This is a genomic window from Serratia sp. Nf2, from assembly GCF_003028435.1.
GTDB lineage: Bacteria > Pseudomonadota > Gammaproteobacteria > Enterobacterales > Enterobacteriaceae > Serratia > Serratia marcescens_L.
The window spans coordinates 47,482-73,765 of sequence record NZ_PYTW01000005.1 but is presented as its reverse complement, the minus strand read 5'-3'; the positions used below and the strand labels follow the sequence as shown (position 1 = coordinate 73,765).

Genomic DNA, 26,284 nt, shown 5'->3' with positions numbered 1-26,284 from the left:
CGGTGTCTCGCGTTAATTTTTCACCGCATTCTCTGATAAAGCGGCGGGAACAATCAACCGGTTGGGTAAGGTAAAGATAAAGCGGGTGCCGATCCCCGGCTCGCTGAGGATCTCCAGCCGCGCGTCGTGATGGCTGAGCGCGTGTTTGACGATCGCCAGCCCCAACCCGCTGCCGCCGGTTTGGCGCGAACGGGCCTTATCGACGCGGTAAAAACGCTCGGTCAGGCGCGGCAGGTGTTCGGCGGCGATGCCCGGCCCGTTGTCGCTGACCTGGAACTGCGCACCATGCGCCGTCTGCTGCCAGCTCACTTCGATGTGGGTGCCCTTCGGCGTGTGATTGACCGCGTTGTACACCAGGTTAGACACCGCGCTGCGCAACTGATCTTCATTGCCGAACACGTTGAGCTGTTCGTTTACCCGGAAGCTGATCTCGTGATTGCCACCGCTCAACGATTGCGCCTCGCGCTGCAACACTCGCAGCATCAGCGGGATATCCACCCGCTCGTTCATGTCGACATTGGGCGCCGCCTCGATGCGCGACAGCGTCAGCAGCTGCTTGACCAGCCCGTCCATTCGACGGGTCTGTTCTTGCATGGTGCCGAGCGCCTTGCTGCGCAGCGAGCCGTCCTGCTCTTCGTCGCCCATCATCTCCAGGTAACCCTGCAACACCGTCAGCGGCGTGCGCAGTTCATGGCTGACGTTGGCGAAGAAGTTGCGCCGCGCGCCCTCCAGCTGGCGCATCTGGGTGACGTCGCGCGCCACCATCAGCAGTTGCCCTTCGGAATAAGGCATCACGCGGAATTCGACGTAGTGTTCGTTGTTCAGCTGCAGCGTCAGCGGGCGCGAGAACTCCTGCTGTTGCAGGTAGTGGCTGAATTCCGGATAACGCAACAGGTTGAGGATGTGCTGGCCGTTGTCTTCCGGCCAGCGAAAGCCGAGCAGATGCTGCGCCAGCCCATTACACCAGAAGATGTTGCCTTCGACGGTGGTCATCACCACCGCATCAGGCAGCGATTCGGCCCCGCTGCGAAAGCGCTTGATCAGCAGCGCCAGCTCGCGCCGGCGGCGGCGATTGCGCTGCTGCATCTGATACAGGCCATAGAACAGCGGCTCCCAGCTCCAGCGGCCGGGCGGCGGCGTCATGCTGCGGTCAATCCACAGCCAATGGGAGAGTTTGAGCTGGTTGTAGAAATTCCACACCAGCGCAGCCAGCGCGGAGGCCAGCAGGAACCAGGGCAGATAACCGAAAATCAGCCCCAGCAGTAAGGCGGGCAGGCAAAAAAGAGCCAGCTCCAGAGCCAGCCTCTTCCACGACAGACGTTCTAACACGGCATATTCTCCAGCGCAGCGCGATCAGTAGCGCGTTGAGAACCGGTAGCCGGTGCCCCGAACGGTTTGAACCATTTTATCATGCCCACTGGTTTCTAACGCCTTGCGGAGCCGACGGATATGCACGTCAACGGTACGGTCTTCCACATAAACGTTAGTGCCCCAGACGTGATTAAGCAACTGCTCACGGCTATAAACCCGCTCCGGGTGGGTCATAAAGAAGTGCAGCAGCTTGAACTCGGTCGGCCCCATGTCCAGCGCCTGATCGTTAGCCATCACGCGGTGGGAGGACGGATCCAGACTCAGCCCTTGCATTTCAATCACTTCTTCCACCGCCATCGGTGAAATGCGGCGCATGACCGCCTTGATGCGCGCCACCAGCTCCTTGGGCGAGAACGGCTTAGTGATGTAATCATCCGCCCCCACTTCCAGGCCGCGCACGCGGTCTTCCTCTTCGCCGCGCGCGGTCAGCATCATGACCGGAATATCGCGGGTCAGCGCTTCGCGCTTCATATGTTTGATAAACTGAATGCCGGAACCGCCGGGCAACATCCAGTCGAGCAACACCAAATCAGGGAACGGCTCAGACAGGCGCGTCACGGCGCTGTCATAATCCTCGGCTTCCAACGGTTGGTAACCATTCTGTTCCAACACAAAGCACACCATCTCACGGATCGGCGCTTCGTCTTCCACCACCAGTATGCGTCTTGCCATCGTCAATCCTGCCAATGTGTTAGCGACTTTGCGGGCGCCATTATGCGTCAGTTTTGTGACACTTTTATGAAAAAAAGCGGCTGTTATAGGCAGTAAGCATAGCGATTATTTCCCGGCGCAAAGAAAAATCATTCCGTGGTCATCGCCATTGCGCCGGGACAGCCGCCGCCGCGGCCTTTATAATCATCGCCATTACCTTTGCATCCGGGAGTGTCATGCGCCTGATCCACACCTCTGACTGGCATCTTGGCCAGTACTTTTTCACCAAAAGCCGTGCCGCCGAACATCAGGCTTTTCTGAACTGGCTGATCGAACAGATCGAGCAGCAGCAGGTGGATGCGCTGATCGTCGCCGGGGATCTGTTCGATACCGGCTCGCCGCCCAGCTACGCCCGCGAGCTGTACAACCGCTTCGTGGTGGAACTGCAGCGCACCGGCTGCCAGCTGGTGGTGTTGGGCGGCAACCACGACTCGGTAGCGACGCTGAACGAATCGCGGGAACTGCTCTCTTGCCTGAACACCACGGTGATCGCGAGTGCGCAGGGCTCCCTTGAGCAGCAGATCGTGGTGCTGAATCGGCGCGACGGCCAGCCGGGCGCGGTGCTGTGCGCCATTCCTTTTCTGCGGCCGCGCGATCTGCTCACCAGCCGCGCCGGCGAATCCGGCGCGCAGAAACAGCAGGCGCTGCAGGAAGCCATCGCCGAACATTACCAAGCGCTGTATCAGGCGGCCTGCGAACGCCGCGATCGGCTGGGCCTGCCGCTGCCGATCGTCGCCACCGGCCACCTGACCACCGTCGGCGTCACCACCTCCGACTCGGTGCGCGACATCTATATCGGCACCCTGGACGCCTTCCCGGCGCAGGCCTTCCCCCCTGCCGATTACATCGCGCTGGGCCACATTCACCGCGCGCAGAACGTCGCCAAGTCGGAACATATTCGCTATAGCGGCTCACCGATTCCGCTCAGCTTCGATGAACTGGGCAAAGCCAAAAGCGTCTTCCTGGTCGATTTCGCCGACGGCGCCCTGCAGCAGGTAGAGGCGTTAACGATCCCGCAGTTCCAGCCCATGCAACTGATCAAAGGCGATCTGGCCGAGATCGAACGGCAGCTGCAGCAATTTGCCGACTATGCCGGCGAGCTGCTGGTTTGGCTGGATATCGAAGTGGCGACGCAGGACTACCTCAGCGATATCCAGCGCCGCATCCAGCTGATGGCGGATGAGCTGCCGGTGGAAGTGGTGCTGCTGCGGCGCAGCAAAGAGCAACGCCGCCAGGCGATCGCGCAGCAGGACAAGGAAACGCTGAACGAGCTGAGCGTCAACGAGGTGTTCGAACGGCGCCTGGCGCAAGAGGCCGACATGCCCGAAGCGCGCCAACGGCGGATGCATCAACTGTTCCGCCAGGTAGTCGATGCGGTGCAGCACAATCTTGAGGAGCCCCACCCATGAAGATCCTCAGCCTGCGGTTAAAAAACCTCAACTCGCTGCAGGGCGAGTGGAAAATTGACTTCACCGCCGAGCCGTTCGCCAGCAACGGCCTGTTCGCCATTACCGGCCCGACCGGCGCGGGCAAAACCACCCTGCTGGACGCCATCTGCCTGGCGCTGTACCACCAGACGCCGCGTCTCAACGTCACGCCGAGCCAGAATGAACTGATGACCCGCCACACCGCCGAATCGCTGGCGGAGGTCGAATTTGAGGTTAAGGGCATCGGCTATCGCGCCTTCTGGAGCCAGCGTCGCGCCAAAAACGCGCCGGACGGCAATCTGCAGGCGCCGAAGGTCGAACTGGCGCGCCGCGAGGACGGTAAGATCCTGGCGGATAAGGTGCGCGATAAGCTGGAGATCACCGCCGCCATCACCGGGCTGGACTTCGGCCGCTTCACCAAATCGATGATGCTGTCTCAGGGGCAGTTCGCCGCGTTCCTCAACGCCGACGCCAACGATCGCGCCGAGCTGTTGGAAGAACTGACCGGCACCGAAATCTACGGGCGGCTGTCCGAACAGGTGTTCGAATCCCACAAGCAGGCCAAAACTGACCTGGATGCGTTGCACCAGCGCGCCAGCGGCATCGAGCTGCTGAACGATGAACAGCGCTACTCCCTGACTGAACGGCTAGCGGCGCTGAGCGCGCAGGAAAGCGCTCTCGGCAAGCAAACTCAGCAACAGCAACAGGCGCTGAGCTGGCTGCAGCAATGGCAGCGCCTCCAGCAACAGCAAAACGAGGGGCAACGGCGGCTGGAAACCGCCCAGCGCGAGCAGGCCGAGGCCGCCCCGCAGCTGCAGCGGCTGGCGCTCAGCGAACCGGCCGAGAAATTGCGGCCGCTGCGCAGCGAACGCGATCGCTGCCGCGCCGAGCTGCAGACGATACAACAGCAGGCTGCCCAGCTGACGCAGCAACAGGAGCAGCACTCGGCGCAGCTGGCGCCGCTGCAGCAGGCGGTGGAAAAGGCCCGTCTGGCGCAGCAAGCCCATGCCGAGCATATGCGTCAGCAGCAACAGCTGATCGATGACCAGGTCGCTCCGCTCGACCATCAGATCGCCCAACTGCAGTCGATGCAGGCCGAGCGGCGACAGGCCGGCGATGCCGCCGCGCAGCAGTGCGCCCAACAGCAGACCGCACTGGAGCAGCTCACCGCCCAGCGCAGCCAGCTGACGGCGCAGGCCGCACAGCATCAACAGCAGTTGAACGCACTGACCGAAGCGCTGGCCGCTCAACAGCAACAACGGCAGGCGTTGGAGGCGCAAACGCCGCTGGCCCCGCTGCGCCAGCGCCTGAGCGCTCTGGCGGATCTGCGCCCGACGCGCCAGCAGTTATTTACGCTCGCTTCCCTTAACCGTCAGACCCGCGAGCGTCTGGCCCGGCAACAGGCGGAGCACGCCGAACGGCAAACGCAGCTCGCCGGGCTGCAACACCAGCTGGAGAACGCGCGTCAGCAATTCAAACAGCACAAGGCACAGCTGCAGGAAGTGGAGCGGATCCACGAGCTGGAAAAACGCATCGTCAGCCTGGAAGCGGAGCGCGCCCTGTTGCAGAGCGGCGCCCCCTGCCCGCTGTGCGGCTCCACCAGCCACCCGGCGGTGGAGCAATATCAGGCGGTGCAGCCTTCGGCGACGGAACAACGCTTGGTTGAGATGCGCACCCTCGCCGAGAAACTGCAAACCCAGGGCACCGAGCTGCGCACCCGCTGTGAAGGCCTGCAAGAGCAGCAGCAACGCCAGCAGCAGGCTATCGCGCAGGATGAGCAGCAGCTGGCTGCCCAACAGCAGCAGTGGCAGCAGCTCAGCGCGCCGCTGGCATTCGACTTTACCCTGGCGGAGGGCGAGCAACTCAGCGCCTGGCTGAGCGGCTGCGACGACGAAGAGCGACACGGGCAGCACGCGCTGCAGCAGCATGAACAGGCGGCGCAGGCGGTGCAGCAGGCAAAAGACGCGCTCGCCGCTCTGCAAACGCAGCAGCAGCAGGCGCAGCAACAGCTGGCGCTGCTCGAAGAGCGCTTTACGCTGCTGCAAAAGACCCATGCCGACAGCCTGCAACAGCAGCAAGACCTGCAACAACGCTGGCAAGAAGGCGAGAAAACTCTTGCAGAACGGCGCGCGCAGCGGCTGGCGCTGTTCGGCGAACAGCGGATCGCCGAGGTGCGCGAACAGCTGCGCGCCAAACAAACCGCCTGTGAACAGGCCAGCTTGCAGGCCGCCGAGCAATGGCAAAAGGCGCAGGAACTGCGCGAGCGCCTGGCCGGCCAGCAGGCCGGGTTACAACAGCAGCACGCCCAAATGCAGGAACGGCTACAGCAGGCGCAGCAGCAATGGCAGCAGGCGCTGGCCGACAGCGAATTTACCGATGAAACCGCCTTCGCCGCCGCGCTGCTGGACGATGCCCTGCGCCGCGAATTGCAGCAGCGCAAAGAGCAGCTGCAACAGCGGCAGGTAGAGGCTGCGGCCCTGCTGGCTCAGGCGACGCAAACGCTGGAGCAGCATCGGCAGAACCGCCCGGAAGGGGTGGATGAGGCCAACGCGGATCTCGACGCGCTCACCCAATCGCTGGCCGATCTGGCACAGCAGTTGAAGGCGCTGCAGCTGAGCCAGGGCGAACTGCGCAACCAGTTGGAAAGCGACGCCGCCCGCCGTCTCAATCAACAGGCGCTGTTCGAGCAAATCGCCCGCAGCCAGCAAGACTACGACGACTGGAGCTACCTCAACCAGCTGATCGGCTCGAAAGAAGGCGACAAGTTCCGCCGCTTCGCTCAGGGGCTGACGCTCGATCATCTGGTTTATCTGGCCAACCTTCAGCTCGGCCGGCTGCACGGGCGCTACCTGCTGCAGCGCAAAACCAGCGACGCGCTGGAGCTGCAGGTGGTGGACACCTGGCAGGCCGACGCGCTGCGCGATACCCGCACCCTGTCCGGCGGCGAGAGCTTCCTGGTCAGCCTGGCGCTGGCGCTGGCGTTGTCCGATCTGGTCAGCCACAAAACCAGCATCGATTCGCTGTTCCTCGACGAAGGCTTCGGCACGCTGGACGCAGAAACCCTCGATACCGCACTGGACGCGCTGGACAGCCTGAATGCCTCCGGTAAAACCATTGGCGTGATCAGCCACGTCGAGGCGATGAAAGAGCGTATTCCGGTGCAGATCAAAGTGAAAAAGGTCAACGGGCTCGGCGTCAGCCGGCTGGAGGCGCACTTCAGGCTGGAATGATCCCGCGGCGCGCGGCGCAGAAGTGTGACCGCGGCGGCACTCCGCGGTGAAAAGCGTTGAGCCGCGGCGAGCACGGGTTATTATGCAGGCATAACAGGATTGTTACTGTATCCCCTCCGCCGCTCAGGCCGCAGGACAGAAACATAAAATACAGGCAAAACCTGACGCCCGGGATCGCTTCCGGGCGTCAGGTTTTTTCGTTTTCAGGATGCTGAAACACCGGGAAAGACCATGAAAATCGCTAAAATACTCAATAATAACGTGGTGATTACGCTGGACGACCGTCAGGAAGAGACGGTGGTCATGGGAAAAGGAATCGGCTTTAAAAAGAAGCCCGGCGACACGCTGGACGAAAGTCTGATCGAAAAGGTGTTCACCCATAACGGCGGCGAAATCGCCGAGCGCTATAAAGAGCTGCTCTCCGAGATCCCGCTGGCCTGCGTCACCACCGCCGACAGGATTATTACCCTCGCCCGCGAACGGCTGCCGGGCAAGTTGCATAACATCGTCTACATCACGCTGACCGACCACATCCATTTCGCTCTGCAGCGCCACGCGGAAGGGCTGGATATCAAAAATGCGTTGCTGTGGGAGATTAAAAAGCTCTATCCGGCCGAGTTCGCCGTCGGCCTGGAGGCGCTGGCCCTGATCGCTCAGCGGCTGGATACCGCGTTGCCGGAAGACGAAGCCGGATTTATCGCCCTGCACCTGGTCAACGCCCAGCTTAACGACGAGATGCACAATACGCTGCACATCACCCGCGTGATGCAAGAGATCCTCAACCTGGTCAAATACCACTTCCGCTTTGATTACAACGAGGAAGCCCTGAGCTACCACCGTTTCGTCACCCATTTGAAATTCTTCGCCCAGCGCCTGCTGGGGAAAAACTACGTCGACAGCGACGACGACTCGCTGTATCAGGTAGTGAAAGAGAAATACCGTGAGTCATTCGCCTGCGCCGGCAAGATCAACCGCCACATCGAAAAGCACTATCAGCATCAGCTCACCACGGAAGAGATGATGTTCCTGACCATTCATATCGAACGGGTGCGCAGCGAAAGCGAGGAAAAACCGGCTTAACGGCGGGCGTCCGCCACCCGCACGCCGTACTGCGGAAACACCGCGTCGGCGGAGATCAGCGTCAGCCCTTCGGCCTGCGCCTGTGCGATCAGCATGCGATCGAAAGGATCCTGATGATAGGGCGGCAGTTGCCCGGCCTGTTGGCAGTGAAAGGCGTCCATCGGCAGCGCCAGAAAATCTTCGGCCTCGATGATCGCAAAGATGTCTTCCGGCAGCGCCAGCTTGCCCAGCGCCTGTTTGATCGAGATCTCCCAAATGCTGGCCGCGCTGACGTACACCGCATTGCCCGGATCGGCGATCTGCCTTTTGGCGTTCGCGCCCAGGCAGGCGTCATCAATCAGCCACCACAGCAATGTGTGGGTATCCAGCAGCAGACGCTTCATTCATCGCCCTCAAACAGCGCCGCAATGGCCGCATCCCCCGCGTTGAAATCCGCCGGCACGGTGAACTTGCCTTTGGCCGCGCCGGGGCGGCGCGCTTCGCCCTGGATCGCGACCAGCTGTACGTACGGCTTCCCTGCTTTTGCAATAATCACGGTTTCTCCCTCCGCGGCTCTGTCTGCCAGCTGGCTCAGATTGGATTTGGCTTCGTGCATATTGGCCTGAATCGGCATACGCGTCCTCCTTAGCTAAGTTAGCTAAAGCATAAAGCGCCGTCCAGTTTTTGTACAGGGGAGGGTTTAAAGCGCGAGCAGCCTCGCGCTTTGTTGCAACGCTTAGCGCTGCTGTTGCGGCCACAGCCAGGCCGCGCCGCGTACGCCGCTGGAGTCGCCGTGGATCGCCTTGCGGATCGGCGTTTCACACTCGCCGCCGAACACCCAATCTTTCACCCGCTGCGGCACGGTGCGATACAGGCGATCCACGTTGCTCATGCCGCCGCCGAGCACCACCACGTCCGGATCCAGAATGTTGATCACGTGCGCCAACGATTTTGCCAGCCGCATTTCGTAGCGAACGATCGCCTGCTCCGCCAGCGCATCGCCCCGCTCGCTCAGCGCCATGATCTCATGCCCTTGCAGCGCGTTGCCGCTCAGGCGCGCATAGTCGGTGGCGAAACCGGTACCGGAAATAAAGGTTTCGATGCAGCCCGGTTTGCCGCAGTAGCACGGCACTTCGCGGGCGTAGCGCAGCTCATCCTCATCTTGCCACGGCAGCGGATTGTGGCCCCACTCGCCGGCGATGCCGTTGCCGCCGGAATGCGCCTGGCCGTTCAGCGCCACGCCGGCACCGCAGCCGGTGCCGATAATGACCGCAAACACGGTTTGCGCGCCGGCGCCTGCACCGTCGGTAGCTTCCGACACCGCCAGGCAGTTGGCGTCGTTGGCGATACGCACCTCGCGCGCCAGCAGTGCCGACAAATCTTTGTCCAGCGGTTGGCCGTTGAGCCATACCGAGTTGGCGTTTTTCACCCGCCCGGTAAACGGCGACAGCGTGCCGGGAATGCCGACCCCGACCGATCCCCGCTCGCCGGTATGATCTTCCGCCAGTTTCACCAGCCCAGCGATCGCCGCCAGGGTTTGCCCGTAGTCATGGCGCGGCGTGGCGATACGATGGCGAAACAGCTCTCGCCCGTCGTCCGCCAACGCAATCACTTCAATTTTCGTCCCACCCAAGTCGATGCCAATGCGCACGTTTTTTCTCCTCGATGCAGCGCAGCGTTGCCACAGCCTAATGTAAGCGCGCGGATGAATCACCTGTTTCCCTCTCCCCGGCCAGGGCTTTTCCGCTGCGTACGGCGACGCAATTCGGAGAGAATGGGGCGATTTTTCAGCGTCAATTCGTTATCATGCCGCCCTGCTTTTGACGAATCAGCGTGCCGAACGCACGCCCAGCCAGGGATAACATTATGCTGTGGTTTAAGAATTTGATGGTTTACCGTTTGAGCCGCGAAGTGGCGTTAAACGCGGATGAAATGGAAAAACAACTCAGCGCGTTCGCCTTCACGCCGTGCGGCAGCCAAGACATGGCGAAGACCGGCTGGGTCTCCCCGATGGGCTCGCACAGCGATGCGCTGACGCACGCGGTCAACGGCCAAATCGTCATCTGCGCGCGTAAGGAAGAGAAAATCCTGCCGTCGCCGGTCATCAAACAAGAGCTGCAGGCCAAGATTGAGCGCCTGGAGGCGGAACAACACCGCAAACTGAAGAAAACAGAGAAAGACGCGCTGAAGGACGAAGTGCTGCACAGCCTGCTGCCGCGCGCGTTCAGCCGCTTCAATCAGACCTTCATGTGGATCGACACCGTCAACGATCTGATCATGGTCGATGCCGCCAGTGCAAAACGCGCCGAAGATACGCTGGCGCTGCTGCGCAAAAGCCTCGGCTCGCTGCCGGTGGTGCCGCTGACGATGGAAAGCCCGATCGAACTGACGCTGACCGAATGGGTGCGTTCCGGCGAGATGCCGGCCGGCTTCGCCATTCAGGATGAAGCGGAATTGAAAGCGATTCTGGAAGAAGGCGGCGTGATCCGCTGCAAGAAACAGAATCTGATCAGCGACGAAATCGCGGTGCATATCGAAGCCGGCAAGCTGGTGACCAAGCTGGCGGTGGATTGGCAGGAACGCATTCAGCTGATGCTGTCGGACGACGGCTCGCTCAAGCGCCTGAAGTTCGCCGACACGCTGCGCGAGCAGAACGACGATATCGATCGCGATGACTTCGCCCAGCGCTTTGACGCCGACTTTATCCTGATGACCAGCGAGCTGGCGGCGTTGATCAAAAACACCATCGAAGCGCTCGGTGGCGAAGCCCAGCGTTAATCCCGCCGCAGAAACGACCAGGGCCCAGCATCCGCTGAGCCCTGCGTTCCCCTAACAAGCAACGTTATTTGCTCAGGTAGCGGCACAGATAGGCGGTCGCGTCGGCCACCTGCAGGTTGAACTCGCTGTGCCCCGGCACGAAGAACTTCTCGCCCGGCGTAAACACCTGCCAGTCCGGCGCCCCCGGCAGCAGCACTTTCAGCGCCCCGGTGATCACCGTCATTTCTTCCGGCTGCGCGGTGGAGAAGGTGTATTCGCCCTCTTCCATCACGCCCACGCTGGTAAGACCGATGCTGCTACTGTCAAAACCGATAGACTTCACTTTTCCGGCAAAATACTCATTCACTTTCAGCATAGACTGGCACCCGCGTAATCATCTTGATGGAAAATCCATATTGGGGGATTGCGGTTGATCTGTCACTGGTTTTTCGCGCGAAATGCGATCACGGCGCAGAGGCAAAGGTTACCGTGCGCAACGCCCAGACCATCGGCATGAAACAGCCGCGTCAAAAACCCGCGCCGCGCAAACTGAAATCGATCGGCAGCGTCAATTCCACCGTGCCATTGACGTAAGCGTCCGCCGGCGGCGTGGGCAGCGGCGAAGCGCGTTTGACCAGCGCCTGGATTTCGCGATCCAGCGATGGCAGCCCGGCGCTGCTGACCAGCGTCACCGCCAGCACATGGCCCTGCCTGTCCAACGTGAAACGCACCTGCCCGACGCCCTGGCGCTTTAGCCGCAATGCGTCTTTGGGGTAACGTTTAAAACGATTCAGGCGGCCGCTGATGCGGCTGCGCCAGTTGTCCACCCCCGCTTGAGCATAGGGCGTCAGGCGAGTTTGCGGCGCGGCCGTTTTATCCGCCCGGCCCGGCGGCGGCGCGCCGACGCTTTGCTCCTGAACCTTCGGCGGCGCGCCGACGCTTTGCTCCTGAACCTTCGGCGGCGCGATCGTTTTCTCCTGCGGCGGTGTGCGCGGCAGGGGGGGATTCTTCACCGGCTTGGGCGGTTTTTTCTGCTTCGGCGGTACGGCGATGTTCGGCCGTATGGCTTCAGGCACCTTCACCGTCGGCAACGGCTCCGGCGGCGCCGGCGGTTCAACCTGAGGCGGCGTTCTTTGCCCCGGCGGTTGCTTTACTTCGGCTGGAGCCTGCGGTGCGGCAGCCATCACCACCATAACCGCCGGCGGCGGCACCCACGGCGGCTCAACCTTGTCCTGCCAGGGCCAGAACAACGCCGCGGCCAGCAGATGCAGCGCCAGCACCAATACCAGACAACGGCGCCAGGGCATGGCGGCGCCGGGCGCGGCGAAAGGCAGCGGCGAAACCGACATGCTCACTCTTCCGTCAGCGCCAAGTGAAGGCGATCGGTCAGCGGTTTGAACAGATAGTTCATCATCGAACGCTCGCCGGTGCGGATGAACCCTTCGACCGGCATCCCTGGGCGGATCTCCAACCCGTTCAAACGTTGCAATCCTTCTTCGCTGACCTTGGCGCGCACGCTGTAATAAGGCGCACCGCTTTTCTCGTCGGTCAGGCGATCGGCCCCGACCAGCGTCACTTCGCCCTCAACGCGCGGCGTGGTGCTTTGGTTAAACGCCGAGAACAACAGCTCGACCGGCAACCCCACCTGCACCTTGTCGATCAGCTCGACCGGGATACGCGCCTCCACCTGCAGCCCCCGATCGCTGGGCACGATCTCCATCAGTTGCTGGCCGGCGCCGATCACGCCGCCTTCGGTGAACACGCTCAGCCCCACCACGGTGCCCGCCACCGGCGCTTTCACCTGCGTATGGCCCAGATCGGCCTCCGCCTTGGCCAGGCGGTTATCCAGTTCGTCCAGCTTCATCCGCACCTCGGCCAGTTGGCTGCTAACCTCTTTCTGATACTCTTCCCGCCGCTGGATCGCCCGCAGCTTCAGCTCCAGGATCTGGCGCCCCAGGCGGCCGATATTGCCCGTGTCCTCGGATGCCTGGCCGTCGATCTGCGCATACTGCCCTTCCAGATCCAGCAGCCGATTGCGCGCCACATATCCCTGCGCCGCCAGCTTGCGCATGCCGCCCAGCTGCTCTTGCAACATGGCCTTTTGTCGCTGTTTGCTGGCGTAAGACTGCCGGATCCCCTCCAGCATCGCCTGCGATCCGGCGATGCTCTCCGCGATCGCCGCCAGCTCGCTCTGCAACGCCGCGCGGCGGCTGGTGAACAGCTGCTGTTGCAGCAGCATCAACGACATCACCTCCGGCTCCCCCCGCCGCGCCTGCAGCAATGCAGGGAAAGCGATCGCCTGCAGGCCGTCGCGCTCGGCCTGCAGCCGCGCCCGCTGCGCGGCGTTGCTCAACTGCTGGCTGCGCAGCGCATCGCGCTGGGTGCGGCTGTCGACGGTATCCATCAGCAACAGCACCTGCCCGGCGCGGACCCGGTCGCCTTCATGCACCTGAATTTGCGACACCACGCCGCCGCTCGGGTGCTGCACCGCCTTGCGGTTGCCGGCCACCACCACGCTGCCGGAAACCGGCACGCCCTTATCCAACGGTGCCAACAGCCCCCACAGCAGGAAGCCGCCAAATCCCAGCAGCACCAGCCAGCCGCCGAGCCGCAGATGGCGCCCTTCGTCGAACTGCCGGGAAAGGGCGTCGATATCGCCGAGGATCACACTCTGATTGCTCATACTTTTCGTTCACCGCTGGCCGTTTTGGAAAAGTTGGCGTAGTTGACGTTGAAGCCGCCGCTGCTGCGGCCGGCGTTGGCCGGTACGGCCGCGGGTGCAAAACCAGGCAGTTTTTTCAGGATGGCGTCACTGGGGCCGAAGTGCTGCACCTGGCCGGCGGCCAGCACCAGCAATTTGTCGGTCGTCGCCAGGATCGCCGGTTTGTGGGTGACCAACACGATGGTGGTACCGCGCGCCTTCAGCGCTTCGATCGCCCGCTGCAGCGCCTCTTCCCCTTCACGGTCGAGGTTGGCATTCGGTTCGTCCAACACCACCAACGCCGGAGAGCCATACAGCGCGCGCGCCAGCGCCACCCGCTGACGCTGGCCGCCGGACAGGCCGCTGCCGCCCTCGCCCAGCTCGGTTTCATACCCTTTGGGCAAATGCAGGATCAATTGGTGCACGCCGGCCAGCGCGGCGGCGGCCACTACCTTCTCGGCGTCAACCTGGCCAAAACGGGCGATGTTTTCCGTCAGCGTACCGGCGAACAGCTGGATATCCTGCGGCAGATAGCCGATATGCGGCCCCAGTTGCTGTTTGTCCCACCGCCGGAGATCCGCACCGTCCAGCCGCACGTCGCCGCTGAGCGGCGTCAGCGCGCCGACCAGTTGGCGCATCAGCAGCGTTTTGCCGGAGCCGGACGCGCCAATGACGCCCAGCACCTCTGCGGCCTCCAGACGAAAACTGACGCCGTGCAACACCGGCGCGCTCCCGCCGGGCGCGCTGGCGGTCAGCTGATTCACGGCCAATGTGCCGCTGGGCGCCGGCAGCGGCAGGCTCGCCGCCTGCGGCGGGTTGGCGGCCAGCATCACCTCCAGCCGCTGCAGGGACTGGCGTGCCGACGACCACTGCTTCCAGGCGCCGATCAGCTGATCGATCGGCCCCAGCACCCTGCCGATCAGGATCGATCCGGCGATCATCATGCCCGGCGTAATGTCGCCGTTAACCGCCAGCAGCGCGCCGCAGCCCAACATCAGCGACTGCAGCGCCAGCCGCACGGTTTTCGACCAGGCGGTGACGGCGGCGATTTTCTCGCTGGCGCGGTTCTGCAACAGCAGGAACTGCTGGTGCTGCCGCAGCCAGCGCAGGCGCAAATCGGTCAGCATCCCCATGGCGGCGATGGCTTCGGCATTGCGCAGGTTGCCGTTGGCCTGCTGCGTGGCGCTCAGCGCGACCCGGCCGGCCTCCGCGAGCGGCGCCTGCGACACCCGCTGGTTGAGCCAGGCCAGCAGCACCAGCACGATCACCCCGGCGCTGGCCAACGCGCCAAGCCAGGGATGGAGCAGAAAAACCACCAGCAGATAAACCGGGAACCAGGGGGCATCGAAAAAGGCGAACAGCGCATTGCCGGTGGCGAACTGGCGCAGGTTGGTCAGATCGTTCAGCGCCTGTCCCGCCAGCGGGTTGCCGGTTTTCAGGTTGGTTTCGAAGGCGGCGTCGTAGACCCGCTGATTCAGGCGCATATCCATCTGGGCGCCGAGGCGGATCACCACCTGACTGCGCACCCACTCCAGCAGCCCCATAAACAGATAAAGGCCGACCACCATCAGGGTCAGCATCGCCAGCGTCATGCGGTTGCCCGACGGCAACACGCGATCGTAGACCTGCAGCATGTACAGCGCCGGGGCCAGCATCAACAGGTTGATCACCGCGGTAAACAGCGCGATGCCCCAAAACCCGCGCCGGTATGCGGCCAGCACGCTCATCACTTCTCCGCGCCTGACGGCGTTTTTCATGGCGTTTTCCATCGGCTAAAAACGAGAAAATGCCCGCCGGGGCGCGCGGCGCCGGCGGGCAAACGGCCGCAATCAGGCCGCCAGCAGTTCCGGGCTGTCGGCATGCTGCACGCCCACCGCCGTCGCCGCCGCCACCTGATCGAAGGTGGAGTTGACGCTCAGGCCGTAGTCGTCGAGGATGCCGTTCAGCGCGGTCTCCAGCGCGCCGGTATCGCCGGACATCAGGCCGTACACCACCTGGTGCACCACGCCATCGTGGCCCTGCGCCTGCAGGCTGCTGAGGTTCAGGCCGCCGAAGCTGACGTCAGGCACCTGAATGCTGTACGGTGATGTATCGCCACCGCTCAAACCGTCGCCGAACGACAGGGAATCCAGCTGGCCGTACAGGGTATGCGCCGGTTCATTGAACAGTGTGTAGGTCAGGTTGCCACCCGCCACGACCGACGTGACATGGTTATCCGTACTGGTCACGGCGTATTGGCTACCGGACAACCGGCCGCCGTAGAAGCCACCGCTGTTTGAGCCTTCGACGACATTGCCGTTGGTATGGTTGATATCACCGAATGTCGAAGCCCATTGGCCCAGATAGTCATGAATGCTGTAACCGCCAAAGCTGCTGTCATAGTTAACTGAAAATGCCATTTCTCTATCTCCATTGATGAACGGCGCCCCTTGCGGGGCTGCCCTTGTGCTCAAGGATGAGCAACGCCCTTTTACTGCTTAAAAACGGTATTCCACCCCGCCCTGCACGGTGCGGCCGCGCCCGAGGGTATTGGCCAGCGTCTCGCCGTAGCTGACGACATAGGCGCGGTTGGTCAGGTTCTCCACCGAGCCGCGCAGCGTCAGGCTGTCGGTCAGCTTGTAGCTGGCGTACAAATCGAACAGGGTGTACTTCGGCCAGTCGGCCAGGTACGGGTAGTTGGATGGCACCGAGCTGTCCTGATAGCCCGGCGCAAAGCGCACGGTCACCCCGGCGTCCAGCTTGCGATCGAAGGCGCGACCGCCCAGCGTCACCGAGCCGCGATCGCCTGGCAGGTAGGCGGCGGAGCCGAACTGCGTTCCCCCGTCACACGTGACGAAGTCATTGGAAGCGGCATCCGGCTCAACATAGAAGTTGCCGCGGCGCGATCCGTCGCCGTAGCGCAGACGCCCTCCCAACCAGGCCTTGTTCGAGCAGAACTCGTTTTTACCGATCATGTGGGTATAGGTCAGGTCGGCGTAGAATACCCCTGCGTCATAGTTGAGCTGGTACTCCAGCCCACGGAAGCGGGTTTTAGACAGGTTGTTGACGTAAGCGGCATTGCCGATGCTCGGCTGCACCAGCCCCGGCTTATTGCGGTCTATCGCCAGGTTGATGTAGTTATCCACTTTGGTGTCAAAGTAGGCCACCTTGGCCACCAACCGATCGCCCTCAAACCACAGATCCGGCTGCTGCACGTTGAACCCGACTTCCCAGGCACGCGAACGCTCGGGCTGCAGGAAGGGGTTGGGGTATTGCGTGGAAGAACTGTGCGCGCTGCCGTTGGTCAGCGTTTCGGTGATCGCCGGCGGCCGCCAGGATTTGCCGTAGGTAGTATACAGCTCAAGCCACTCCACGCCGGGGCGCACCGCCACCGCCAGCGTCGGCGACAGCTTGCCCTGATCGCGATCCACGTTCCAATCTTCACGGGTCGTGGTTGAACAGCCGGTCAGACGCAACTCTTTGCAAGGATTGTCAATCGTGTAGCGCTGCCCATCTTTGGCCAAATCCGGATAGCTCAGGCCGGTCTGGCCGCGCAGGCGATAGCGGTCGTAACGCAGCCCCCCCTCCAACGTCAGCCAGCCGTCGTAGTCGTAGGTCAGGTTGGCGAACAGGCTGGCTACCGAACGGTTGCCGGCCGGCGTCACCCCTTCCATGCCTTGGCGGGAAGAGTCGCTGGTTGCCTTGTCGTAATAGAACTCCAGCCCGTAGTTGGCGCGGAAGTCATGCCCCGGCGCCAGGCTGAAGCGCGAGGTATTTTGCGCCTGCGCGCCGTAGGTACGCAGCCGGGTACGCGTCGCGTAGCCGTTGTCCAGCAGCGAGCTGGTGCTGTAGGTGTCGCTGTCGTCCTGAGTATCGACGTAATACAGCTTGGCCTGAAAATCGAGCCAGTCGACGTCTTCCGGCGCCAGGCTGTAGTCGAACGCCGCGTTGCGCGCCATCACGTCGCTGTAACCGGTGCGCTTCCAGCCCAGTTCATAGGGCGGGCGGGTGCCCAGGTTGGTCAACGTGCCGGCGATCGGCGACGCGGTCTGGGTCTGCAGATAGCTCAGCTGCAGGCGCTGGTTGGCGGGCAGATTCCAGCCCACCTTGGCCAGCCGCGAGTGCATGCGGTAATTTGTGTCGGGGATTTTGTTGTTCTTGATGCTCTCGGCGTAGCGATCGTAATTGCCGGTGTCGTTATTGATGCGAATGTTGCCGATGTCGCCCTGGTTGCCGGGCCAATAGTCGCCGAGGTGGCGTTCGCTGGCAGCCAGCAGGATATCGCCGGTTTCGTTGCCCAATGCCAATATGCTGCTGCCGATGAAGTGGGTGCCGTTGTCGCCGGTGCTGGCGTGCAGCTTGCCGCCCAGCTCTTTGCCTGGCGCCAGGAAATCGCTCGCGCTGACGGTATTGAAGGTGGCGATGCCGCCGAGCGTGCCGGCGCTGCCCATACCGCCGGTGGTGCCCTTGTCGATGGTCACGCCGGACAGCAGTTCGGAATCGATGTACATGGTGCCGTTACGCTGGCCATGGCCGCTCTTTTGAAAATTCTGTCGCATGCCGTCGATGTTCATGTTCACCCGGCCATAGTCTTGTATGCCGCGGATGTTGACCGACAGCGCCGGATCTTGCTGGCTGACGCTGGAATAGGCTCCCGTCGTCTGCTCCAAAATATCGGCCGCGTGTCGCGCCGGGCGGTTGTCCATCTGCTCACGGCTGATGACGCTGACCGAGCGCGGTTCGTCGTAAACCCAATCGTTGGCGTTGATGCCGCCGGCGCCCAGCACCGTCAGGCTATCCAGCGCCAGCGCGCCGCCGTCGCCGTTCGCCGTCGGCAGCCGGCTCAATACGATCTGCCCCTGCGGCTGCAGGCGGAAAGCCACCGGATTGCCGCCGATCAAGCGCCGCAGGCCCTGTTCAACGCTCATGCTGCCGTTCAGCGCCGCCGCCTGCATGCCGTCGAGCTTCACCTCGTCGAAAAACACCTGCATGCCGGCCTGCTCGGCGAAGCGCAACATAGCGCTCTGCAGCGGCTGCGCCGCAATGTTGAAATGCTTTTGCTGTGCGGCCTGCGCGCCGCTCGCTTCAGCCTGGGCGGCGAGCGCCACCGCCGGCTGAGTCAACATCATCGCCGCCAGCGCGGCGCGTACCGCCGTGGCCAATCGGCCGGCCGGCGTGGTTCCCTTGTGAATAAGCATGCGTGTGTGTTCCACCCGAAAGAATGTCAAACCAAGTGATAATGGAAATCAATCTCGTTTAAACATAAGGACGTTCCGGGAGGCAAAAACCCGTAAAGATTTTTTACAGAAAGTGAAAATAGCGGCGAAACGGGCATCCCGGCCCGCCTTTGCCGCTCAGTAAAGCAGCGTGATGCCGGGGAGATTCAGCTGGCGGGCGGAGAGTTCCTGACGAATGGCGCCGACGCCGTCGTCGAGTTTATTGAGCGCGAACACGCCGCTCACCGTGCGCGCTCTTAGCGCGGGATTGACCGCCACGATGCGGGTCTCGCGATAGCGGTTGAGCTGCGCGAGCGCCTGCGTCAGCGGTTGGCGGTCGATCACCAGCCAGCCGCGTCGCCAGGCGTCATCACCGGCCGTTTGCCGCGTCAGCTGCAGCTGCCCATTGCGGTAATGCGCCGCCTGGCGTTGCGCGACCACCAGCGAGCGCTCACCGCGATCAAGCGTTACCCGCACGCTGTGCTGATGTACGCTGACGTCGACGCCCCGTTCGGTGCGCGCCACGCTGAACTCAGTGCCCAACGCCTGGGTGACGCCGTTTTCCGCCTCCACCCTGAACGGGCGGCTTTCCGCCCCGCCCAACGGCGCGACGATAAAATAGGCGCCGCCGCTCAGCAGCCGCACCTTGCGTTCGCCTGCGGAATACGCCAGCGCGATCGCGCTGCCGCTGTCCAGCGCCACCCGGCTGCCGTCCGGCAGCGCGACTTCGCGCACTTCGCCGCGAACGGTTTGATAATCCGCCTGCAGGCCAATCCACAGATCCGGCCCGCGATAAACGCCGAAGGAAACGGCGATCGCCACCGCCGCCGCCACCGCCCAGCGGGGCCACCTGCGATGGGATGACGTTTTCAGCGCCGCCACCTGTGGTTGTAACGCCCGCCGCTGCTCTGGCGGCAGTTGCCCCAGCGTCGTCCACAGCAGGCGAGCCTGACGCAGCGCCGCCGGATGCTGCGGATCGGCGGCCAGCCAGGCGTCCAACGCTCGCCGCCGATCGGCCGGCAACGCCCCTTCGGCCAGGCTCACGGCCCAGGCGGCCGCCTGCTGTCGCGCCTGTGCGGTTAGCGGTTTCATAATGGCATAGACCTCTGTTTTTTCTGGTTATAGGTTAAGACGTCTGAGCGCGGATAAACCCGTAAAAAAATTGCCATTATTGTTCTTCCATCCGTGCCATCAGCCGCTCGAGCGCGCTGGCCAGGTGTTTTTCTACCGTGCTGAGCGACACGCCCAGCTGCGCCGCCACCTGCGCCTGGGTCAGGCCATCGAGCCGGTTAAGGCGGAAAATCTGCTGCGTGCGCGGCGGCATGTCCGCCAGCGCCTGCTGCAACAGCTGCAGCAATTGGCTGTCGATCGCCAGTTGTTCAAGCGCCGGTTCACCGGAGGGATACTGCGCCAGAATGTCGTCTTCGACCGCTTCGGTCTGCCGCCGCTGCTGCTGGCGCACATGGTCGAGCATCAGATTTTTGGCGGTTTTATACAGGTAGGCCTCGATATCGAGAATGTTACCCTGCGGATACTGCTCGGTAAGACGGGTAAAACTTTCCTGCGCCAAATCCGCGGCCAGCTGAGGGTCGCGCAGTTTGGCGTTCAAATAGGCTTGCAGCGGCCGCATATGGCGCAGAAACAGCGCCTGCAACTCGGAATTGGACATCTCTTTTCCCAGAAGTGAAACACCCAATAGGGGCGATAAAAATCACATAAATGATTATCATTATCAATATTGTTCTGGGAAATATGTGCTAAGGCGGGGGATAAACAGGAAACCGGCCTGGCGCCGGTTTCCGCTGGGCAGCAGGTCAGAGCTCTAGCGCCTCGTCCTCATAGCGGTGCTTGGCGTCGAGCGCTTCCTGCTCGGTTTCATGTTCACTGAGCAGCGTATTCGGCTCAATGTCGTCGGTGCGCACTTCAAAACGGCGCAGATGCAGGTTCGGGTCGCCCCGAAACACCTCTACGACGCGGGCGCTCCGTGGATAAGCAGGTTGATCATTTTCGCGCATGCCGTTCTCCCGTGTGTTTCACACAGTAGCAAGTATAGCAGCCGCCCTCATTCCGACACGCGCGAGCCAAGATCGCGATCGCCGGGGGCGCCCGCCAACAGCTCGGTCAGTTCGTCGCAGGCGCAAATGCGGCCTTCACGCACGGTGAAGTGCGCCAGCACCCGCACGCGGCTGCAGGAGCCGTCGCGCTTTTCCAGCTCGACCAAATGGTGGGTCAGCACCGCCTCGCCCTGCTCCGCCGCCGCGATCACGCTCAGCGTCATGCGGCGAGTTTGCCGCTTCAGCAGCGCCATGTGTTGCTCAAACTGCTCGAAGTTCAGCACCTTGCCATCCACCTGCTGGCGGTAGCCTGCACTGAAACGGGCGGCGAGCTGCGTCGGCCGATGTTCCGGGCTGGCGACGACCTGCTGCAGCGTATCGAGTACCAGATCCAGTGGGGTAAGTTGAGTCATCACGTTTCTCCGAAATAGGGTGAACGGCGATCCTATCCCGGTCCGGCGGTGGCATAATAACCACATTAAGACTTTTAATCACGTTAAACGGCCAATATGACGCAGATCCGCAGCCAACGCCTTCAGCATGAAAAAAAACACCTAACGCCCTGGCACCGGCACGAAGGCGGCCAGATCTATCTCTTGACGCGCGGCATGCTGGCAATGGAGCTCCCGGGCCGGCAATGGGCAATCACCGGCGGTACGCTGGGCTGGCTGCCGCCGGGATGCGCCCATCAGGCGCTGGCCTGCGGCGACGTGGCGGGCTGGAGTCTGTATCTGCCGGTGGAAAGCGTGCCGGAGATGCCGCCGCTGCCGCAGCTGTTCACGGCCTCTGCGCTGTTGCAGGCCCTGGTGGAGCGCATCGCGCAGTTCCCCGCCGGCCCGCTGAATGCGCCGCAACGGCGGCTGCTGCAGGTGCTGCTGGACGAAATGCACGCGGCAAGCCGCGCCCCTTTGCAATTGCCGCTGCCGCAGGACGCCCGGTTGCTGAACATCGCCCGGGCGCTGCTGAACGATCCCGCCAGCCTGCGCAGCCAGCGCGACTGGGCCGCCTGGGCCGGGCTCAGCCCGCGCACCCTGAGCCGCCTTTTTCTGCAGGAAACCGGCATCAGCTTCGCGCTGTGGCGCCAGCAGGCGCGGGTATTGCGTTCACTGGAGGGATTATCACGTGGCGAAGCGGTCGGCGAGGTGGCCGACGCCTGTGGCTATGACAACGTCAGCGCCTACATCGCCGCCTTTCGCCGCCGCTTCGGCGTCACGCCCGGGGCATACTTTGCGCCGGCTCGGCAAACGGAATAAGAAAACGGGCGCCCAGCGCCCGAAGAGAAGAAAGGGTTACTTCACCGCCTCACGCGGCAACACCGCGAGGATTTGTTCCACCACCCGCTGCGGATCGGCGGCGCCGTCTATCACGTAATGCGCGGCGTCCTGATACAGCGCTTCGCGCGCCGCCAGCACCTCGAGCATCTCCTCGGCGATCGGCCTGCCGGTGAGCGTCGGGCGCTGCGCATCTTCCGGGTACTCTTCCAACCGCTGCGCCAACACGCTGGCCGGCGCGCGCAGGTAGATAACGGTGCCGTGCTGACGCATAAACTGACGGTTCTCCTCCGCCAGGATCGCCCCGCCGCCGGTGGCAACTATAGTTGACGGCTTGGTCACGGTTTGCAACGCGATGGTCTCGCGCCGGCGGAACCCCAGCCAGCCCTCGCGCTCGACCATTTCCGCCACGCTCATCTGCGCCGCCTGCTGCATAAACAGATCGGTATCGACGAACTGATAGCCCAACGCCAACGCCAATGCGCTGCCTACCGTGGTCTTGCCGGCTCCGCGAGCGCCTATCATGAACAGGGTTTGTGTCATTACGGGTTGTCCCTTATGCGGTGACTTGAGTGCATTGCATACCAAAATACCGAGCGGGTGCGATGGCGTGGTGGCTGCATCATACCCTGCCCGCTCTGTATTTCAATATTTACGATAGTGTAAATTCCATGGCACAGCGACTGCCGACGGCAAAGCCGTGCGCCAGATCCTCATCCAGGTGCCGCCGCAGGGCAGCCGTGAGCCGCGCGTCGTCGAGCGGCCGGAATCCCAGCCGCCGGTAGTAAGGCGCATTCCACGGCACCTCAATGAAGGTGGTGAGCGTCAGGCGACAGGCGCCCTGCCGTTTGGCCTCTTCCGCCACCGCGCCGATCAGGCGATGGCCGACGCCCTGCCGCTGCCAGGTGCCGGCGACCGACAATTCGGCGATGTGCCAATCTTCCCCCTGATCCTGCACGGCGATAAAACCGGCGCACTCGCCGCTGTCGCTTTCCGCCAGCCATTCACGGCGCTCGGCGATAAACGCGGCATGCTGCTGCGGGGCCATCACCTCACCTTCGGCGATAAAGCGCCATTCCGGCTGCTGGCGAAACAGCTGCGCCGCCGAACGTTCAACCGCCATCAAATGCACGATATCGCGTTGCTGCGCCAAACGAATCTGCAGGCTCATGGGTTCTCCTTAACGTTAGGGCGGTTATTTAAGCAAATTTCACCGCCCGCGGCTTAAAAATCGATACTGCCGCGCAACACCACCTCACGCGGTTCCCCCACCGCCACGCGCAAGTTGCCCCCGCTGGACGGGTAGTAGGTTTTATCGAACAGGTTCTTCACGTTCAGCTGCCATTTCACCCGATAGCCGTTGATCGGCATAGTGTAAGCGGCGAACGCATCGGCAACGGTGTAATTATCCAGGTAGAAGCTGTTGGCGGCGTCACCCGGGCGGCGGCCCACATAGCGCGCGCCGGCGCCGATGCGCACTTCATCGCCGCTGTACAGGCCCAGGCTGCCCAGATTCTGGGTCAGGAACAGCGAAGCGGTATGGCGTGCCACGTTGGTCATCTCTTTACCCTTGTTGTCCGGATCGTCCACCACCCGCGCGTCGGTATACGCATAGGAACCGATCAGGCTCAGCGAATCGGTGAGATTACCGGCTACGTCCAGCTCCACGCCCTGCGAACGCACGCGCCCGGCGGTGCGCGTCACGGTTTCGCCCTCCACCAGCTCATTGACCATCACGTTGCGCTTGGTGATGTCGAACAGCGCCAGCGTGCCGGTAACGCCGTTCGGCAACGCCAGCTTGCCGCCGACTTCCCACGACTTGCCCTGCTCCGGCGGCAGCGAATCAATTTGGGTGGCGATGGAAGAGTTCGGCTTGAACGACTCGGTATAGCTGCTGTACAGCGACACGTAAGGCGTCAGCTTATAGACCACCCCGGCGCGCGGTACCACCTTACTGTCCGAGCTGTCGGTATTGGTCTGGAACGGCCGCCCCTTGCCGGCATAGACGTCGAAAGCGTCGTAACGCAGCCCGCCCATCACCAGCCATTTATCGGTCAGTTGGATGGAGTCCTGCATAAACCAACCGTAGCTGGTGAGGTTTTCCCGCTGGTCGCTGTCTTTGGCGCTGACCGCCGTCGACGGCGGCATCAGGCCGTATACCGGATGGTAGATATTGAAATCGCTGTTCTTTTTGCCGCGGATCATGTCGCCGCGGAAGGTACGGTTATCTTCAAAATCGAAGCCGAACAGCATCTGGTGGTTGATGCTGCCCCAGTCCACGTCGCCATTGAGCGTCAGCTGCACCGCGTTGGCGTGGCTGACGGCGTTGGCGGTCGAGTCGGCCTGGCGGCTCAACACGCCGGTCTCCGGGTTCAACGCCGTGGCGCGCGCCTGGTTGTCGCTGTAGCTGTTGCGGCTGTAGGCGTAGGTCAGCGAGCTTTTCCAGCGCTCATTGAGCGTTTGATCGATCTGCAGGGTAATGCTGTCCTGATCGCCACGGGTGGCGTTATAGGCTTCGTCGAAACGGCGATCGCGCGGCGTATTCACCGGTTTGCCGGTGCGCGAATCGATAATGGTGCCGCGATCGAACGGCACCAGATATTCCATATGTTCGTAGGCCAACCGCACGGTAGTGTTCTCGCCGTACCACATCAACGAGGGCGCGATCACCGTCTGGCGGTTGCGGCCAAAGTTGCGCCAGTAATCGGTTTCATCGTGATCGACGATCATCCGATAGGCAAACCCCGACGTGCCGAGCGGCCCGGTAACGTCGAGCTGGCCGCCGCCGCCGTTGAAGCTGCTGCCCCAGCCTTCCACATGGGTATGTTGCTGCAGCTGGGGCTTTTTGGTGATCATGTTGATCATCCCGCCCGGCTCACCCATGCCGTACAGCATCGAGGCCGGCCCCTTGAGCACTTCCACCCGCTCGGTGGTCGGCGTAAAGTTGCGCGCCTGCACCGAGCGCACGCCGTCGCGCAGAATGGAGCCGTCGCGGTTGTCGCCGAAGCCGCGTTTCATGACCGCGTCCTGGGTGCCGCCCAGCGTGTTGGCCTGGGTAATACCGCTGACGTTGTACAGTGCTTCGTCCAGGCTGCTGACCGCCTGATCGGCAATCACCTGTTGCGGCACCACGTCGATCGCCTGCGGCACGTTCAGCAGGTTGGTTTCGCTGCGGGTGCCGGTGACGCTGGTCAACGGCTGATAGCTCTGCACGCCGTCGGCGTTTTTGCGGCCAATCACCACCAGGCTTTCTTCTTTCGATGCGGCTTTTTCCGCCGCCCACGTCGGCGATGTCGCGCAAGCCGCCAAGGGCAATGCGCACCACCAGCCACGCTTGTTGTTATTCATTATCTAACTGACTCCAATAGGTCCCTGAAAAAGGTAACGGCAAAAACTGCTGATAAAGCTGTTGGAAGGTCTGCTGCGGGTTAATGTCGGCGAACAGATCCGGGTAAAACGCTTTGGCGAACATCTCGACCAGCACCACGTGGTACGGGCTGAGGTAAAAATTGTGCCAGACGCTCCAGGCGCGATGGTTTTTCACCGCCTGCAGGCTGGCCAGCATCGGCTGTGTGGCGATCAGCCGCCGGAAGCTGTCGGCAGCGTCATGCTGGCTGACCTGCGGCCCGAGGCGCAGATCGGACAGCCGTTTGCCCTGTGGGCCGGCCATGCCGGTGGCAAGGTACACGTCAGGATTGGCGCTGAGAATGGTTTCCGGGTTCAGTTCGCCATACACCCCTTTCACGCTGGCGTTGGCGATGTTGTCACCGCCGGCGAAGGTCAGCAGATCGCCAAGGTTGCCGTGTGCGGCGGTGGTGCAACAGGTATCGCGCCGCCCCAGATGCAGGTGCAGCATCACTTTGGGCTTCGCCCCCTGATAGCCCGCCAGCCGTTGCTGAACCACCGCCATATGCTGCTGATAAAACGCGATGAACTGCTCGGCGCGCGGCTGGCGATTGAGCACTTCACCCAGCAGCCGCACGCTCGGCACGGTGTTGTTCAGCAGATCGATACGCAGATCGACGTAGATCACCGCCACGCCGGCCTTGTTCAGCGCGGAAACCAGCAGATCGTTGTCGCCGTCTTCACGCGCGTAGCGCGCCAGGATCACCAGATCCGGCTTCAGCTGCAGCAGGCTTTCGATGTTGACCTGGCGGAAATTATTGCCGCTGATAATGGGGATCGCGGCGATCTGCGGGAACTTCTGCGTATAAAGTTGCCAGCTTTGCGCATCGAAACGCGCCAGATCCGCCGGCCAGCCGACGATACGCTGCGCCGGATTGCCCGGCTCGAGCAGCGCCAGCGTATACAGCATACGGCTCTCTCCCACCACGATGCGCTGCGGGTTATCCGGCACCACGACCTGGCGGCCGGTGATATCGGTCACCGTCTTCGCCTGGGCGGAGAACAGGCCGAACCACAGGGAAAGCAGCAGTAAAATGAGGGAATTGCGCATGATTGAGCCGAAACGGGGGAAATAGTGTGCGCATGATAATCACTCTCATTAA

At 62.5% G+C, this 26,284-nt stretch carries 24 protein-coding genes; 5 read left to right on the top strand and 19 right to left on the bottom strand.

What is annotated here, in order from left to right; all coding sequences use genetic code 11:
- Window positions 1–12 precede the first annotated feature (12 nt).
- The gene (gene phoR / locus C9411_RS12630) at window positions 13–1,329 is read right to left on the bottom strand and encodes a phosphate regulon sensor histidine kinase PhoR (RefSeq protein ID WP_038873234.1); all 1,317 of its coding nucleotides are present in this window, start codon (window positions 1,327–1,329) and stop codon (window positions 13–15) included.
- 24 nt (window positions 1,330–1,353) lie between these two features.
- Window positions 1,354–2,043 carry a phosphate response regulator transcription factor PhoB gene (gene phoB / locus C9411_RS12625; RefSeq protein ID WP_004940438.1) on the bottom strand — a complete coding sequence of 230 codons (690 nt, stop codon included), beginning with the start codon at window positions 2,041–2,043 and terminating at the stop codon, window positions 1,354–1,356.
- Between the two features lie 215 nt (window positions 2,044–2,258).
- Between phoB and sbcD the strand changes: the two genes are divergently transcribed.
- The 3 genes from sbcD to licT all read left to right on the top strand — a co-directional run bounded on the left by sbcD (window position 2,259) and on the right by licT (window position 7,819).
- Window positions 2,259–3,491, top strand: coding sequence for an exonuclease subunit SbcD (gene sbcD, locus C9411_RS12620; RefSeq protein WP_107227176.1), 1,233 nt, complete (start codon window positions 2,259–2,261; stop codon window positions 3,489–3,491).
- The gene (gene sbcC / locus C9411_RS12615) at window positions 3,488–6,739 is read left to right on the top strand and encodes an exonuclease subunit SbcC (RefSeq protein ID WP_107227175.1); all 3,252 of its coding nucleotides are present in this window, start codon (window positions 3,488–3,490) and stop codon (window positions 6,737–6,739) included. Before sbcD ends, sbcC begins: the two co-directional genes overlap by 4 nt.
- Before the next feature lie 231 nt (window positions 6,740–6,970).
- Entirely contained in the window at window positions 6,971–7,819 is an 849-nt protein-coding gene (gene licT / locus C9411_RS12610; RefSeq protein WP_049270780.1) for a BglG family transcription antiterminator LicT, read from the top strand.
- Here the strand turns inward: licT and C9411_RS12605 are convergent.
- The 3 genes from C9411_RS12605 to mak all read right to left on the bottom strand — a co-directional run bounded on the left by C9411_RS12605 (window position 7,816) and on the right by mak (window position 9,449).
- A complete protein-coding gene (locus C9411_RS12605) occupies window positions 7,816–8,202 on the bottom strand; it encodes a type II toxin-antitoxin system VapC family toxin (RefSeq protein WP_038873221.1) in 387 nt (128 codons plus the stop codon). The two genes, licT and C9411_RS12605, sit on opposite strands and share 4 nt — an antisense overlap.
- Window positions 8,199–8,432 (bottom strand): type II toxin-antitoxin system Phd/YefM family antitoxin, encoded by a 234-nt coding sequence (locus tag C9411_RS12600; protein WP_107227174.1) that lies wholly within the window; start codon window positions 8,430–8,432, stop codon window positions 8,199–8,201. Before C9411_RS12600 ends, C9411_RS12605 begins: the two co-directional genes overlap by 4 nt.
- 102 nt (window positions 8,433–8,534) lie before the next feature.
- Complete coding sequence (gene mak, locus C9411_RS12595) at window positions 8,535–9,449, bottom strand: fructokinase (RefSeq protein ID WP_107227173.1); 915 nt, start codon at window positions 9,447–9,449, stop codon at window positions 8,535–8,537.
- Window positions 9,450–9,664: 215 nt separating this feature from the next.
- On the opposite strand from mak, the gene rdgC reads away from it, so the two are divergent.
- Window positions 9,665–10,576: a recombination-associated protein RdgC gene (rdgC, locus tag C9411_RS12590; protein WP_004940461.1), complete on the top strand. Its 912-nt coding sequence runs from the start codon at window positions 9,665–9,667 to the stop codon at window positions 10,574–10,576.
- Between the two features lie 64 nt (window positions 10,577–10,640).
- Here rdgC and ppnP read toward each other — a convergent pair whose 3' ends face one another.
- The 10 genes from ppnP to C9411_RS12540 form a co-directional block, all read right to left on the bottom strand.
- Complete coding sequence (ppnP, locus tag C9411_RS12585) at window positions 10,641–10,931, bottom strand: pyrimidine/purine nucleoside phosphorylase (protein WP_004940463.1); 291 nt, start codon at window positions 10,929–10,931, stop codon at window positions 10,641–10,643.
- 151 nt (window positions 10,932–11,082) lie between these two features.
- Window positions 11,083–11,904 (bottom strand): energy transducer TonB, encoded by an 822-nt coding sequence (locus C9411_RS12580; protein ID WP_107227172.1) that lies wholly within the window; start codon window positions 11,902–11,904, stop codon window positions 11,083–11,085.
- Between the two features lie 2 nt (window positions 11,905–11,906).
- A complete protein-coding gene (locus tag C9411_RS12575; protein ID WP_107227171.1) occupies window positions 11,907–13,238 on the bottom strand; it encodes an HlyD family type I secretion periplasmic adaptor subunit in 1,332 nt (443 codons plus the stop codon).
- Window positions 13,235–15,013: a type I secretion system permease/ATPase gene (locus C9411_RS12570; RefSeq protein WP_107227311.1), complete on the bottom strand. Its 1,779-nt coding sequence runs from the start codon at window positions 15,011–15,013 to the stop codon at window positions 13,235–13,237. Before C9411_RS12570 ends, C9411_RS12575 begins: the two co-directional genes overlap by 4 nt.
- A gap of 72 nt (window positions 15,014–15,085) precedes the next feature.
- Complete coding sequence (locus C9411_RS12565; RefSeq protein ID WP_033647344.1) at window positions 15,086–15,655, bottom strand: heme acquisition protein HasA; 570 nt, start codon at window positions 15,653–15,655, stop codon at window positions 15,086–15,088.
- Between the two features lie 78 nt (window positions 15,656–15,733).
- The gene (locus tag C9411_RS12560; protein WP_107227170.1) at window positions 15,734–18,433 is read right to left on the bottom strand and encodes a TonB-dependent receptor; all 2,700 of its coding nucleotides are present in this window, start codon (window positions 18,431–18,433) and stop codon (window positions 15,734–15,736) included.
- 156 nt (window positions 18,434–18,589) lie between these two features.
- On the bottom strand, window positions 18,590–19,543 hold the full coding sequence (locus C9411_RS12555; protein WP_107227169.1) for a FecR domain-containing protein: 954 nt from the start codon (window positions 19,541–19,543) through the stop codon (window positions 18,590–18,592).
- Between the two features lie 76 nt (window positions 19,544–19,619).
- On the bottom strand, window positions 19,620–20,120 hold the full coding sequence (locus C9411_RS12550) for an RNA polymerase sigma factor (RefSeq protein ID WP_063990895.1): 501 nt from the start codon (window positions 20,118–20,120) through the stop codon (window positions 19,620–19,622).
- A 145-nt stretch (window positions 20,121–20,265) separates the two neighbouring features.
- A complete protein-coding gene (locus C9411_RS12545) occupies window positions 20,266–20,466 on the bottom strand; it encodes a YaiA family protein (protein WP_004940491.1) in 201 nt (66 codons plus the stop codon).
- Between the two features lie 47 nt (window positions 20,467–20,513).
- Window positions 20,514–20,918: a nuclear transport factor 2 family protein gene (locus C9411_RS12540; protein WP_063990894.1), complete on the bottom strand. Its 405-nt coding sequence runs from the start codon at window positions 20,916–20,918 to the stop codon at window positions 20,514–20,516.
- A gap of 96 nt (window positions 20,919–21,014) precedes the next feature.
- On the opposite strand from C9411_RS12540, the gene C9411_RS12535 reads away from it, so the two are divergent.
- Complete coding sequence (locus C9411_RS12535) at window positions 21,015–21,758, top strand: AraC family transcriptional regulator (protein ID WP_107227168.1); 744 nt, start codon at window positions 21,015–21,017, stop codon at window positions 21,756–21,758.
- A gap of 36 nt (window positions 21,759–21,794) precedes the next feature.
- Here C9411_RS12535 and aroL read toward each other — a convergent pair whose 3' ends face one another.
- The 4 genes from aroL to C9411_RS12515 form a co-directional block, all read right to left on the bottom strand.
- Window positions 21,795–22,319, bottom strand: coding sequence for a shikimate kinase AroL (gene aroL, locus C9411_RS12530; protein ID WP_107227167.1), 525 nt, complete (start codon window positions 22,317–22,319; stop codon window positions 21,795–21,797).
- A 109-nt stretch (window positions 22,320–22,428) separates the two neighbouring features.
- Window positions 22,429–22,947, bottom strand: coding sequence for a GNAT family N-acetyltransferase (locus tag C9411_RS12525; RefSeq protein ID WP_107227166.1), 519 nt, complete (start codon window positions 22,945–22,947; stop codon window positions 22,429–22,431).
- Window positions 22,948–23,000: 53 nt separating this feature from the next.
- Complete coding sequence (locus C9411_RS12520; protein WP_107227165.1) at window positions 23,001–25,124, bottom strand: TonB-dependent siderophore receptor; 2,124 nt, start codon at window positions 25,122–25,124, stop codon at window positions 23,001–23,003.
- Complete coding sequence (locus C9411_RS12515) at window positions 25,117–26,232, bottom strand: ABC transporter substrate-binding protein (RefSeq protein WP_107227164.1); 1,116 nt, start codon at window positions 26,230–26,232, stop codon at window positions 25,117–25,119. Before C9411_RS12515 ends, C9411_RS12520 begins: the two co-directional genes overlap by 8 nt.
- Window positions 26,233–26,284 lie beyond the last annotated feature (52 nt).

Bases quoted from the DNA above. Each gene is read 5' to 3' on its own strand.
- phoB (WP_004940438.1), bottom strand. From the start codon at position 2,043: ATGGCAAGACGCATACTGGTGGTGGAAGACGAAGCGCCGATCCGTGAG.
- sbcD (WP_107227176.1), top strand. From the start codon at position 2,259: ATGCGCCTGATCCACACCTCTGACTGGCATCTTGGCCAGTACTTTTTC.
- sbcC (WP_107227175.1), top strand. From the start codon at position 3,488: ATGAAGATCCTCAGCCTGCGGTTAAAAAACCTCAACTCGCTGCAGGGC.
- licT (WP_049270780.1), top strand. From the start codon at position 6,971: ATGAAAATCGCTAAAATACTCAATAATAACGTGGTGATTACGCTGGAC.
- C9411_RS12605 (WP_038873221.1), bottom strand. From the start codon at position 8,202: ATGAAGCGTCTGCTGCTGGATACCCACACATTGCTGTGGTGGCTGATT.
- C9411_RS12600 (WP_107227174.1), bottom strand. From the start codon at position 8,432: ATGCCGATTCAGGCCAATATGCACGAAGCCAAATCCAATCTGAGCCAG.
- rdgC (WP_004940461.1), top strand. From the start codon at position 9,665: ATGCTGTGGTTTAAGAATTTGATGGTTTACCGTTTGAGCCGCGAAGTG.
- ppnP (WP_004940463.1), bottom strand. From the start codon at position 10,931: ATGCTGAAAGTGAATGAGTATTTTGCCGGAAAAGTGAAGTCTATCGGT.
- C9411_RS12580 (WP_107227172.1), bottom strand. From the start codon at position 11,904: ATGTCGGTTTCGCCGCTGCCTTTCGCCGCGCCCGGCGCCGCCATGCCC.
- C9411_RS12575 (WP_107227171.1), bottom strand. From the start codon at position 13,238: ATGAGCAATCAGAGTGTGATCCTCGGCGATATCGACGCCCTTTCCCGG.
- C9411_RS12570 (WP_107227311.1), bottom strand. From the start codon at position 15,013: ATGAAAAACGCCGTCAGGCGCGGAGAAGTGATGAGCGTGCTGGCCGCA.
- C9411_RS12565 (WP_033647344.1), bottom strand. From the start codon at position 15,655: ATGGCATTTTCAGTTAACTATGACAGCAGCTTTGGCGGTTACAGCATT.
- C9411_RS12560 (WP_107227170.1), bottom strand. From the start codon at position 18,433: ATGCTTATTCACAAGGGAACCACGCCGGCCGGCCGATTGGCCACGGCG.
- C9411_RS12555 (WP_107227169.1), bottom strand. From the start codon at position 19,543: ATGAAACCGCTAACCGCACAGGCGCGACAGCAGGCGGCCGCCTGGGCC.
- C9411_RS12550 (WP_063990895.1), bottom strand. From the start codon at position 20,120: ATGTCCAATTCCGAGTTGCAGGCGCTGTTTCTGCGCCATATGCGGCCG.
- C9411_RS12545 (WP_004940491.1), bottom strand. From the start codon at position 20,466: ATGCGCGAAAATGATCAACCTGCTTATCCACGGAGCGCCCGCGTCGTA.
- C9411_RS12540 (WP_063990894.1), bottom strand. From the start codon at position 20,918: ATGACTCAACTTACCCCACTGGATCTGGTACTCGATACGCTGCAGCAG.
- C9411_RS12535 (WP_107227168.1), top strand. From the start codon at position 21,015: ATGACGCAGATCCGCAGCCAACGCCTTCAGCATGAAAAAAAACACCTA.
- aroL (WP_107227167.1), bottom strand. From the start codon at position 22,319: ATGACACAAACCCTGTTCATGATAGGCGCTCGCGGAGCCGGCAAGACC.
- C9411_RS12525 (WP_107227166.1), bottom strand. From the start codon at position 22,947: ATGAGCCTGCAGATTCGTTTGGCGCAGCAACGCGATATCGTGCATTTG.
- C9411_RS12520 (WP_107227165.1), bottom strand. From the start codon at position 25,124: ATGAATAACAACAAGCGTGGCTGGTGGTGCGCATTGCCCTTGGCGGCT.
- C9411_RS12515 (WP_107227164.1), bottom strand. From the start codon at position 26,232: ATGCGCAATTCCCTCATTTTACTGCTGCTTTCCCTGTGGTTCGGCCTG.